The organism is Schwartzia sp. (in: firmicutes) (assembly GCF_978017985.1).
On the sequence record NZ_CDXDFU010000041.1, the window covers coordinates 15,247 to 28,054 of the forward strand.

Consider the following 12,808-nt stretch of genomic DNA (forward strand, 5'->3'; position numbering starts at 1 on the left):
GGAGAAAATTGCTTTATAGCGAATATAAATAAGTGCAGATGTTTTGCTTAAGAAGCTTTTTGGTTTGTTCCCGCAGAGGAGAAAGAGTGTATGCAGCAGAAGATTTTCAAGCTCTTTTTTGATGAAAGCACACTAAAGGATAAGGAAGAAAAGGAGCTAAAAGGTTACATCAAAGAGATAAAATCTCTCGTTGAAAAGCCCGAGGTGAAGTGCGGCTTTTTGAAGGTCATGTTTCAGGGGATTTTTCTGCCCGAGGCGGAGAGAATAACAAAGCTTTTGCAGAAGCAGCTTCCAAAGACAGAGGTCGTCGGCGTATCCAAAACTTATTTTGAAAAGATGAAGGGACGCCGGTATATAGAACTCTGTCTTTACTTAACGGAAAAATCCGTTATAACTGCCATAGACTACAAAGGAGTACCTGAAGATTTCGCTGCCCTTGGTGAGGAGATAGGGCAGCGGCTGGCGGAGACAGAGAACCTCAAGGCTGTGGAGCTTTATGTATCCGGCCTTTATACGGAGTTTATACGGCTCATAGAAAAAATGAGCGACACGGTTCCGAGCATTCCCGTGTTCGGAGCCATTGCGGGCATGTTCTACCGCTACAGGGACGAGCTGCTGCAGGAATCTCTTTTCGAGATGATAGCGAGAGAGCTTTCCATGCAGATGCCGTCCTCCAGACAGAGGGTTCCGTCGGGTTACCGCAAAATAGCGGACGCGGTTTACTTTGACCTTCCCGTTGCTATGGGAGAGGCGGAGGACGCCGAGGAGATGAACCGTATTTTTTCGGGCTTCATGAAAAAGCTTGAGGACGAATATGACCTCACGATGGAGCAGTATATCATCACCGACAGCGGAATGCATGAGGGCATTCTTCTGATTCTTTTCTGCGGTGAGGAGCTTTATGCCCACGCGGAGCATGTACTGGGCTGGAAGCAGCTGGGAAAAGAAATGGTCATCACCGAAACCTTCGGAAACAACTGCCTTGCGAAAATCGACGACGAGCCTGCCACGGATATTTACAGGCGCTATCTTGGCGTAGAGCCGGGAAAAACACTGTTTTTCGCCAATATTTTTGAGTTCCCCATGGTAATCGAGAGAGATGGAGTACGGCTTGCACGCGTACCGTTTTTCTACGACAGCAGGCACCGCCTGTACATGACGGGAGACGTGCATGAGGGCGAACGCATCAGGCTTGCGTATGGCAATCCGCAGGAGATTATACAGGAATCCTGGCGGTCAAGCCTCAGCATGGAGATATTTGCGCCGCAGGCTGTTATTTTAAGCGTCTGTACAAACCGTCAGTCATTCCTTGGCGAAAGCGTGGGCATGGAAATGCAGGCATTCGAACGTCTTGTGCCGGAGTGCAGCATGATGTTCGGACAGGCTGAAATATTCCGTCAGCACAAAAAGGGCGGTATTTTCACAAATACTCTCGTTGCTTTGGGACTCCGCGAGGGCGAAGCGCAGCTTGCCTTTGAGGAAGAGGAGCTGCCACACGAAGAAAGCCCTGTTACGATAATTCCTCTCGCTACCCGTCTCGCCACATTCCTTGACGCTACCATAAAGGAGCTGGAGGAAAAGAATGACGCTCTTGAGGAAATGGCGCACGCGCTGGCGGATAAAACACAGGAGTACGGGCATCTGGTGGAAAAGGCTGATGCGGCAAATATTGCGAAATCCCAGTTCCTTTCCAACATGAGCCATGAAATCCGTACGCCTATCAACGCCGTCCTCGGTATGGACGAGATGATTCTCCGCGAGACGAAGGAACCCTTTACCCGCGAATACGCGGAAAATATCCGCGGCGCCGGCAACAGCCTTCTTTCTCTTATCAATGATATCCTCGACTTCTCAAAAATCGAGTCGGGCCGCATGGATATCATTCCTGTTGAGTACGCATTGAGTTCCGTGCTGAACGATATCATGAATATGCTAAGCAAGCGTGCGGGCGACAAGGGACTTCGTTTCATTATCGAGGTCGACCCGTTCCTGCCAAGCGTAATCAAGGGCGACGAGATACGCATAAAACAAATTCTGACTAATATCATAACCAATGGCATAAAATACACGGAAAAGGGACAGATAACCCTGCGCGTCCGTGAGAAATCGCGCCACGACGGAAATGTGCTCCTGTATTTTGAGGTAAAGGACACAGGCATCGGAATCAAAAAAGAGGATATTCCGAAGCTCTTCTCTGCCTTTGAGCGCATAGAGGAGGAACGCAACCGTACCATCGAGGGTACGGGCCTCGGCATGAATATCACCCAGCGGCTGCTTGCTCTCATGGGAACGAAGCTGCAGGTGGAGAGTACATACGGCAAGGGCTCTAAGTTTTTCTTCGAGCTGGAGCAGCCCATCATGGACGACACACCTATGGGCAACTTCTCCGACGCAGTCCGCAGAATGATGCAGAACGAGGTATATCATGAAAGCTTCACGGCACCGTCGGCGCATATCCTTGTGGTTGATGATACGGAAATGAACCTTACTGTCGTAAAGGGGCTTTTGAAGCAGACAAAGCTCAATATCGACACCGCAAACAGCGGCGCGGAAGCACTGCGCCTTATGGACAGACGCGAATACGACGTTGTATTCCTCGACCACCGTATGCCTATCATGGACGGTATTGAAACCCTGCGGGCATTCAAAGAAGGAAACTTTGAGCACAACAAAACAACCCCCGTGATATCCCTTACGGCAAATGCTGTGTCGGGCGCGCGGGAAATGTACATGAAGGAAGGCTTTACTGACTACCTCACGAAGCCAATAAACAGCCATCAGCTTGAGGCAATGCTGGTGAAATACCTGCCGCCTGAAAAGGTGAAGGTCTCCATGGTGGAGCAGAACGCGGAAGAGGAAGAGGCACTGCCGAACTGGCTCTTCGGTATGCGTGACCTTGACGTAAAGTCAGGTGTCGAAAACTGCGGCAGCTCCACGGCGTATATCTCCACACTGAAGGTGTTCTATGAGTCCATTCCGGACACGCTGCGCGAAATACAGGATTCCTTTGATAAGGAGGACTGGAAAAACTACACCATCAAGGTGCACGCATTAAAGAGCACCTCGCGCATTATCGGTGCAAACGAGCTGAGCGAGCGTGCGAAACGTCTCGAAAACGCGGGTAACGCCGGCTATATCGAGGAAATCAAAAAGGATACGGAGGCAATGCTTGACCTCTACAGGAGCTATCAGAAGCTGCTCTCCATGCTGGGCTCGGATGAAAAAGAGGACAGCGACAAGCCGCTTATCAGTGACGCGGAGCTTAATGAAGCCATCGGAACCATTAAAGAGCTTGTGGAGCAGTTTGACTACGACAGCCTGGGCTATGTGTTCGAGGAACTGGCGGAGTACAGTCTCCCTGCCGAAGTAAAGGAATGGATGGAGAAGGTAAAGACCGCTGCCATGAAGCCTGACTGGGACGAGGCAAAACGCCTTTTGAAAGAAGGAAGCGGTGATGCGTAATGAAACGGTGGAAAACAGCGTTTTCAGGAAAATATGTCATCGTTCTCCTTATTCTTATATTTCTTGTGGCAGCCGCGGGAGTTATCCTGAGCTTTGCGGAGTCGGAGCAGGACGACCGTCCCGTGGTGGGCATTATTCTGCCCGAGCAGTACGCGGATATGATTCCGGCGAAGGACCAGCACGATGGAATCATGAAAGCATGCGAAGCCATGAATATGAAGCTCATCGTCAGGGAAAATAAGGATATACTTGAGATTGAAAAAGATGTAAAGGCCTTGTACGAGGAAGGTGCGGGAATGATATTCCTCTCTACGCCCTTTTACGTGCAGGCGGCAGTCTATATTGTGGGAGATTATCCCGACATTGCTTTTTCCACCTCCACGCCCCAAAAGTATGCCCGCAACATGACGGGTTATTTCATACGCATGTTTGAGGGGCGCTATATGGCCGGAGTCGCGGCGGGACTCAAGACAAAGACAGGTGTAATAGGATATTACGCGCTGAAAGAAACAGGACTCGTCCGGGGTGACATCAACGCCTTCACTCTCGGGGTACAGGCGGTCAACCCTGATGCTAAGGTTGTCCTTATCCTTGGCAATGGAATGTACGATTTGAGCAAGATGGAAAAAGATGTGAAGGCTGCTGTAACAGAAAGAAATATAGATGTCATAACATATCAGCTTAATGAAACTGTCGTGGAAAAGGTGGCAGATGAGCTTGGAATATATTACATAGGGGCATTTTCTCCCTCCGGGTCAAAGAGCCCCTTCCACCTGTTTGATGTATGCATAAGCTGGGAAGCGTATTTTAAGGATATGCTGAACAGCTACAACAAGGGTGAGCTTAACTATATTCACACCCATTGGACCGGCATGGAAGCTGACACGGTTTACCTTACGGAATTTGCCGAAGGCGTGACGCCCGAAATGATAAATGCCGTGAAGGAACAGAGAAAGAGAATAGACAAAGGGGAGTTTATCTTTACAGGCCCCATCTACGACGATAAGGGTGTTCTGCGTGTAGAAAAAGATGATGTCATACCTGACAGCGCCATGTTTACGAATATGGGCTGGTATGTGAAGGGAGTGGAGCGCTTTGAACAATGAATGGTTCCACTTCGAATCCGAGGAAGTACGAAACAGATTTTTGCGGCGGATAACAATAGAATTCGCGCTGCTTTTCCTTCTCCTCACAGGTCTGGGCTTTATGCTTCAGACGAAGGTCGTCGGACTTTTGAACGCCTCCCTTGAGGACAGTCTCGCCCGCAGGGCGGAAGACGTGTCGCTTCTTCTGGAGTCGCGGTTTCACATGGAGACAGGGGAGCTTGAAAAGGCTGCTGCTGCCGCGGCGGTGCACCCGGAGGATATTCCCATCATACTGGAGCATCTCAAGGGGGATTCCGACGAGGTAGGCGTGTTTTACGGACGGGAGCGCTTTGATACTGAGCGGACCGTCAACTGCGTAAATTTCCCCGGTCTCGTTCAGGTCTTTTTGGGGTATCCCACCACGGCCTATTCACGTGATTACGGTATTGTGTTTGCCGTGCCTGTAATGCGCGGGTCGAACGTGCAGGGCGTTTTCTACAGATTTTACAAGAAGGAAAATCTGGCGAGGGAGTTCAGCATATCAAGGTTCAATCGCAACGCGGCGAGATTTTTTGTCTGCACCGATGACAACACGCTCGTAATGCCTTACGAAATATACTCAGGCGATGCCACAGGGCCGTTCTTCGATGAGGCGAACTACGACGGCTTCGTGGCTGTAGGTGAAATGCTGAAAACCACGAAGGCTGCGGCGCAGTATTACGACGGAGGCAGCGGAAGATATTTCCTCATGTCGGCGGATCTGCCCCGCACGCATCTCCGGGTTCTGGGCTATGTGCCGTGGGAAGCCGTGGCAGGAGACCAGTTCCATATATATGACCTTGTGCTGAGCGTATTTGTCCTGATGATGGTCATTTTCGTCATAATCAGCATGTACCTGTTCTATCAGCAGGCAAGAGCAGAGGAAAGTGACGAGCTGAGGCGTGCCAAATCGGCAGCCGAGGATGCACGGCGGATAGCTGACGATGCCAACCGCGCAAAGAGCGAGTTTTTGGCGAACATGAGCCACGAAATCCGCACACCTATAAACGCCGTACTCGGTCTCGACGAAATGATTCTCCGCGAAACCAAAGACGCGCAGACGCGCCAGTACGCAAAGGATATTTCCAGCGCCGGCAAGAGCCTTCTTGGACTTGTAAATGACATATTGGATTTTTCAAAAATTGCTGCTGGGAAAATGGACATTATTCCTGTAGAATATTCAATAGGATCAGTTATAAATGACCTTATAAATCTCGTACATGCCCGCGCCGAAGCAAAGGGGCTGGAGTTCAAGCTGGATATCGACAGTACCCTGCCCAGCATACTCAAGGGCGACGAGGTCCGCGTAAAGCAGGTCATCACAAACCTTTTGACCAACGCCGTAAAATACACGGAAAAGGGAAGCATCACCCTGGGCGTTCACTACGAACGCAAGACTGAAAAAATGATGATGCTTATCGTATCCGTAAAAGATACGGGAATCGGAATCAAGGAAGAGGACAAGGACAAGCTTTTCAACGCATTTGAGCGTATAGAGGAAGAGCGCAACCGTACCATTGAAGGCACGGGCCTCGGCATGAACATCACGAAACAGCTCCTGAAGCTCATGTACGGCTGGATGGGTGTAGACTCCGTCTACGGAGAAGGCTCCACCTTCACAGTTCACATACCGCAGGAGATTGTCAGCGAGGTTCCTCTGGGAGACTTCGATGCCGCCTACGCGGCTTCGCTGGCAAAGGTGAACGAGTACGAGGAAAGCTTCAAGGCACCCGACGCAAGGATTCTCATAGTAGACGATACGCCAATGAATCTTGAGGTTGCAAAGGGACTTCTGAAGCAGACAGAGATACACATAGATACCGCCGAAAGCGGACAGGAAGCCCTGGTTCTCATGGCTCAAAACGACTATGACGTAGTATTCCTCGACCACCGCATGCCTCACATGGACGGCATAGAAACACTGGCAAATTTCCTTGCCTCCGAAGGGACGAGAAACAAAAACATTCCTATGATATCCCTCACGGCAAATGCCGTATCGGGAGCGCGGGAGATGTATATAAAGGCAGGCTTTACAGACTACCTGACGAAGCCCATAAACAGCAGTCAGCTTGAAGCCATGCTAATGCAGTATCTCCCAAAGGATAAAATACAAAAAATCACGGCTGAAAAAATTACGGAGGAGCAGCCGCACGAGCTTCTGCCCGACTGGCTTTACTCCGTGGGGGATATACATCCCGAGGTTGGCCTTGCTAACTGCGGAGGCGCGGAGGAATATCTGGCAACGCTGAAGATTTTCTACGAAGCCATTTCCGAAGGGCATAAGGAAATCAGCCAATACTTCGATGAAAAGGACTGGAAGAACTACACGGTCAAGGTACACGCCCTGAAGAGCACCGCCCGCATCATCGGCGCGGAGGAGCTCAGCGAACGGGCTATGCGCCTTGAGGACGCCGGGAACGCCGGCTATATCGAAGAAATAGAAAGAGATACAGAGGCACTCCTTGCCCTGTATGACTCCTTCAGGGAAAAGCTGGAGCCTCTAGGCAGAAAAGAGGAGGACGAAAGCGAAAAACCCCTCATAGGAGAAAAGGAGCTTGATGAAGCAGTCGAAGCAATCCGCGAAATGGCAGAATCCTTCGATGACGACAGCATCAGCTTCATAATGGAAGAGCTCACGGCATACCGAATGCCTGAGGATAAAAAAGAATGGATAGAGGAGCTTCGGAAGGCCGCAGGCCGACCGGACTGGGATAAAGTAAAGGAATTGCTTGAAAGGAAAGCGTGACGGATATGGAAAAAAACATCTTATTTATCAGCAGCGGAACGTCCTTCATGGTAAACGCGGTAAGAAAAAATCTTAAGGCGGCGGGATTCAACCTCATCGACATAACACCTACGCTGGAGGAAATCGACGCCCACGCGGAGGACACGGATCTCTATGTATTTTTCCTGGGAGATTTTGTTGCGCAGATACCCAGTGTCCTTGCGCACCTGGGAGAAATATGCACCGAGCGGGAGAAAATGCTCGTGCTTTTGGGCAACCCTGTGGAGTTCGGCACGGTTGAGGAAACAATACCGTCGGCACTTCTGGCTGCGCGCTTCGAGCGTCCCTTTGACATGCAGGACCTCATAGACGAGCTTGACCATCTGCTTGAAATCAACTCCGACAACTCGCGCCGCAAGAGCATACTGCTTGTAGACGATGACAGCGCGTTTTTGAAAATGGTAAAGGGCTGGCTTATGAGCTATTATCGCGTTACAATAGTAACAAGCGGCACGCAGGCGCTTCTGCACCTTGCTGACAATCATCCCGACCTCATACTGCTGGATTACGAAATGCCCGTAATCAGCGGCCCGCAGGTCCTCGAAATGATTCGCAGCGAGAACAAGGTGGACAACATTCCTGTCATATTCCTCACAGGCAAGGGCGACAGGGAAAGCGTTATGAAGGTTCTTTCCCTTAAGCCGGACGGATATTTCCTCAAATCCACCAGCCGCGACGCGCTTTTGCAGGGACTCAACGAGTTCTTTGAAAAGCGGAAATATGAGCAGCTTCATAAGAAAGGAATCCTCTGAACCTAGATGACTAATCGTACCAAAGGTGTTGCTATGGCTCTTTCCGGCGGAGCGCTCTGGGGCGCTTCGGGAGTCTCCGGACAGTACCTTTTGCAGGTGTGCGCTATTGACACAGAATGGCTCGTGGCGGCGCGCATGATTGCGGCAGGAATTATATTTCTCCTGATTGACTCCGTAAAAAACCACGGAGATATCTTTGCCGTATGGAAAAACCGCAAAGATGTCACAGGACTGCTGTTTTTCTCGATTGTGGGCATGCTGCTTGTGCAGTACTCATACTTTGTATGTATCGAGTTCGGAAACGCCGCGGCAGCGACTGTACTTCAGTACACCATGCCTGCGTTCCTTGTGCTTTACATGGCGCTGAGCAGCAGAAGACTGCCGCGGAGTATAGAGATTATATGCGTTCTGCTCGCAATGGGCGGAACGTTTCTTCTTGTGACACACGGAAACCCTGAAACCCTGGCAATCCCTCTGCCTGCGCTTGTATGGGGCCTTATATCGGGAGCCGCGGGAGCGGTATATACCCTCGCCCCCAAAAGACTTATACAGGACTACAACGCCCCGCTCATCATAGGCTGGGGCATGATAATCGGAGGCATACTTCCCGCACTGTTCGCGCCGATATGGGCGGTTCCTGTGGAATGGACGCTCACGGGTGCGGCGGCGTTTTTCTACCTCGTACTGTTCGGCTCGGTGTTTGCTTTCTGGCTGTATCTCGGAAGCACGCAGTACATACAGCCCGGCGAAGCGGGCGTTATCGCCTCCGTGGAGCCTGTGATGGCAATAATCCTTTCGGGGCTGCTTCTGGGCCAGCCCTTCATGCTGATGGATTTTATAGGCAGCGCGCTTATACTTGCCAGCGTGTTTTTGCTGGCGCGGTAGAATACGCGGACGCAGGAAGTTTTGCCTGTGGCAAAAGTTAAGCGAATGCGATATAATACTCTATTATTGATAGTTTCATCATGGGAAAGTGTTCCTTCGCGGAGCTTTGAAAGGATTGATTTCTTAATATATGGAGCATAGAGTGACTTCTTTAACCGAGAGCGGTATTCTTGCCGCAGTCACGGTCATCATGGCACTGATAGGTGTCTATGTTCCGTTTCTCGGTATTGTGGCGATTCTTCTGTGGCCGCTTCCGATAACGGTATTGGTTGTACGGCACGGGTTTCGCTGGGGCGCTATGGCTGCGGTGGTGGCGAGCCTGCTTATTGCAGCTCTCATTGAACCGACTGTTGCGGTGCGTCTGGCTTTGGCTTTTGCTCCCGTAGGTCTGGCGCTGGGCTATGGATACAGGCTGGGCTGGTCCGGAGTTCGTATTGTTACGGCGGCTATAGTCGTTTCGGTTCTCGCGAAGGCTTTGGCTCTCGGCATGGTTTTCTTCCTTACGGGGATTCACCCTTTCACGGGACAGCTTGATATGCTTCGGGAATCCTACACGCAGGCAGCCGAGATGTATAAAGGCATGGGTATGAACGAGGTTCAGATAGAAATGACGAAGCAGTCATTTGAGCATAACCTCGGTATAATAGAGATTCTTCTGCCCCTTGTTGTAGTTACGATGGGCCTTCTTGATACAATGGTAAATTTTGTGGTTGCAGGAAAGGTGTTCAAACGTCTCGGCACGAGCGTCCCTGTGCTGCCTCCTTTCAAGGAATGGCGTCTGCCGCAGGCCTTCGCGTGGCTTTTCGGTGCGTCGCTGGTAGTTACTTACATCGGAAATACCCAGGGGATTCCCTGGCTGTTTCAGGCGGGAATGAACTGCTATATGGCAGCGACTCTGGCTGGACTTGTCGAGGGCGTTGTTGTTTTTGAATACGCCATGGACCATTACAACTGGTCAAAATGGGCGAGCACACTCTTCCTTATCATGATTCTTATGAATGGTTTTCTGTTCCAGATTCTCGCGCTGGTGGGCATCATGGATACGATTTTTGATTATCGCGTACGCTTCTTCGGGGGCAGAAAGTGATTCCTTTTCGTTAGGAAAGAAATGAGGTGACAGCGTTGCCGAAAAATTTATCCGCATGGGTAGACATGGCTATTTTCCTTGCCGTCTATGGTGTGATGGTCTTGGTTTTGGCCGCGTTCAATCTGTATATGGGCGTTATAAGCCTTGTGGTGTGGATATGTCTTGCCGTTTTTGCGCGGGAAAGGTGCCGCGACAGGCAGGAGAAGTTTGAGCAGTACTGCCGCGAGGTCGTGTGCAATGTAAACACGGTGTTTAACTACGCTATAGATCATATTCCGCAGGCTGTGCTTATCGTCAGCGCGGACGGAAGACTGCAGTGGTCGAATCCGGCTCTTTATGAGTTCGTGGGCCATGTCTGCGACCAGGGAATGCTGGTTTCGGAGTTCTGGCCCGGTATGATTCTGAAGCCTGTATGGGGCATGACCGGTGAGTATATTTTCACCGAGGGAGAAACCAGCTACAAGGCAATGTACCGTCCCATAAAGCTTGATGATACCGAAGAAGACCTCATGGCATTTTATGTGCAGGATGTCACCGCCGTTGCAAATCTCCGCAAGGCATATACGGACAGCCGCACGGTGCTTTCCTATATCGAAATTGATAACTACGACGAGGTTCTGCAGGGGCTGACGGAGGCGGAGCGCACGGCGCTGCTCTTTGATGTCAACCGTACTGTGGACGACTGGATGCATAAGCTGGGTGGCTTCCTGCGCCGTGTCGGCGACGAGACCTATGTTGCCGTTCTTGAACGCAGCGCTCTTGAAAAGGCGATGCAGGATAAATTTGATGTCCTTGACCGCGTGCGCGCGCTGCACGGGTCCAACAAGCTGCCTGTTACGCTTTCTCTGGGTGTGGCTGTTGCGGATAATCAGTCGCTTGGAGAGCTTGCCATGCAGGCTCATTCGAACCTTGAGCTGGCTCTGGGCCGCGGCGGCGACCAGGTGGCTGTGCAGATTGACGGAAAGACGCAGTTCTTCGGCGGCAAAACTCAGGCGGTTGAAAAGCATACGCGTGTTAAGGCCCGCGTGGTTGCACACGCTCTGCGCGATTTGATTGCGAAATCCGGAGAGGTTTTCGTAATGGGCCATCAAAACGAGGACTTCGATGCACTGGGCGCTGCCTTTGGCGTGGCTAAAATGGCGCGTGAGGGTGAAAAGCCTGTTCATATCGTTTTGAGCGATATGAACGACGGTATAGACAAGCTGGTGGATATGCTTAAGGAGAAGCCTGAGTACGAAAAGCTCTTCATTAAGGAGCCTGAGGCTTTGGCGATGGCTCCCGAAAAGCCTCTGCTCATAGTGGTGGATACACATATTCCGCATCTTGTGGCGGCACCTAAGCTGCTTGAAAAATACAAGAATGTGGTAGTTATAGACCATCACCGCCGCAGTGAAAGCGCGATACAGAATTCGGTGCTCATGTATATCGAGCCGTCCTCGTCCTCGACCAGTGAGCTGGTGACTGAACTTTTGATGTATCTCAGCAACGATCTGGTGCTCACAAGACTTGAAGCTACGGCGCTTTACTCGGGTATTGTGGTTGACACTAAAAATTTTGGAGTTCAGACGGGTGTCCGTACCTTCGAAGCGGCTGCATATCTGCGGCGCGCGGGTGCCGACCCTGTGGTTATACGGTATCTTTTCCGCTCGGATTTCGATACGAGCACGACTATCGCGAAGGCGACAGCCGCCGCGCAGCTTTACGAGGGCGGGCTTATTGTTACAACGTGCCCTGACCCGATTCCGAATGTGCAGGCTATTGCCGCGCAGGTGGCAGATGCGCTGCTCCGTATTGAGGCAGTCCGTATGAGCCTTGTTATTTTCCAGCTTGAGGAAAATGTGGTGGGCATCAGCGCCCGCTCCTCCGGAGAGCTTAATGTGCAGGTTATCATGGAACATTTCGGTGGCGGCGGACATCAGAATGTGGCCGGTGCGCAGATTTCAGATACCTCCATTGCTGATGTGGAAAAAGAAGCAGTAGAGATTGCGAAAAAGTACATAGAAGAAAACGGTTGATTAATTAGGCTGTGGAAAAATGATTTTCCACAGTCTAATTTTTTTCTAAAAATTTTTTGAAAATGAATGATTTTGCAGGATTATTTTGAATTTTGTCGAATATTATTTATATAAAAGTATAGAATTTTATTTATACAAAAGCTTAGGGGGTTCGTTGATGGTCAGGCGGTAGATGCCTTTCGGAAAGGTTGTGAGGGCAATGGGCAGATTAGGAAGGAAATCACGCAAAAGGATTTGCGCTTTGACAGCAATGCTTCTTGCGGGGCTGTTTTCTGCGATGCCTTCGCACGCATTTGCGGATGATACCGAAGATGTGTCGGTTAAGACTGTTTACCACAATGGGGAAAAATTCGCTGAAATCAGCTTCTTCCCGGGGGGTAAGGGATTAGGCAAGGGAGATTATTGGTTTATAGAGCCGGCGAAATATACCCTTTCAGAGAAGCTGCAAAAGGCAACTGTATCAAGTACGACCTATTGGACAGGTATGATTGGCGACAGGGCAAAAAACAAAGATACATGGACCCTGTATGTTACTACTGAAGAAAAACAGAATGCTTCAGCCGGCTCATCTTCGGTAAGTGCCACCGGTGACAAAAATGAGTTTGTGGGCTACGAAGAATTTGTTAAAAAACAGATCCAGCACGGAAAAGAGCTTTCGGTAATCGAGCAGGATTATATTGATGAGCACGGTACTATTC

Annotated in this window: 8 protein-coding genes; all 8 read left to right on the plus strand. The window is 50.4% G+C overall.

The window, feature by feature from the left end; all coding sequences use genetic code 11:
• The first annotated feature begins 90 nt into the window (after window positions 1–90).
• The gene (locus ACY69O_RS02095; RefSeq protein WP_462331816.1) at window positions 91–3,462 is read left to right on the plus strand and encodes an ATP-binding protein; all 3,372 of its coding nucleotides are present in this window, start codon (window positions 91–93) and stop codon (window positions 3,460–3,462) included.
• Complete coding sequence (locus ACY69O_RS02100; protein WP_462331817.1) at window positions 3,462–4,568, plus strand: BMP family ABC transporter substrate-binding protein; 1,107 nt, start codon at window positions 3,462–3,464, stop codon at window positions 4,566–4,568. Before ACY69O_RS02095 ends, ACY69O_RS02100 begins: the two co-directional genes overlap by 1 nt.
• On the plus strand, window positions 4,558–7,332 hold the full coding sequence (locus ACY69O_RS02105) for an ATP-binding protein (RefSeq protein ID WP_462331818.1): 2,775 nt from the start codon (window positions 4,558–4,560) through the stop codon (window positions 7,330–7,332). Before ACY69O_RS02100 ends, ACY69O_RS02105 begins: the two co-directional genes overlap by 11 nt.
• A gap of 5 nt (window positions 7,333–7,337) precedes the next feature.
• Window positions 7,338–8,123, plus strand: coding sequence for a response regulator (locus tag ACY69O_RS02110; RefSeq protein WP_462331819.1), 786 nt, complete (start codon window positions 7,338–7,340; stop codon window positions 8,121–8,123).
• A gap of 6 nt (window positions 8,124–8,129) precedes the next feature.
• The gene (locus ACY69O_RS02115) at window positions 8,130–9,008 is read left to right on the plus strand and encodes a DMT family transporter (protein WP_462331820.1); all 879 of its coding nucleotides are present in this window, start codon (window positions 8,130–8,132) and stop codon (window positions 9,006–9,008) included.
• A 142-nt stretch (window positions 9,009–9,150) separates the two neighbouring features.
• The gene (locus ACY69O_RS02120; RefSeq protein WP_462331821.1) at window positions 9,151–10,095 is read left to right on the plus strand and encodes a YybS family protein; all 945 of its coding nucleotides are present in this window, start codon (window positions 9,151–9,153) and stop codon (window positions 10,093–10,095) included.
• A gap of 35 nt (window positions 10,096–10,130) precedes the next feature.
• A complete protein-coding gene (locus ACY69O_RS02125) occupies window positions 10,131–12,110 on the plus strand; it encodes a DHH family phosphoesterase (protein WP_462331822.1) in 1,980 nt (659 codons plus the stop codon).
• Between the two features lie 241 nt (window positions 12,111–12,351).
• Window positions 12,352–12,808 (plus strand): hypothetical protein (locus ACY69O_RS02130; protein WP_462331823.1); only part of this gene is annotated, 457 nt, incomplete at its 3' end.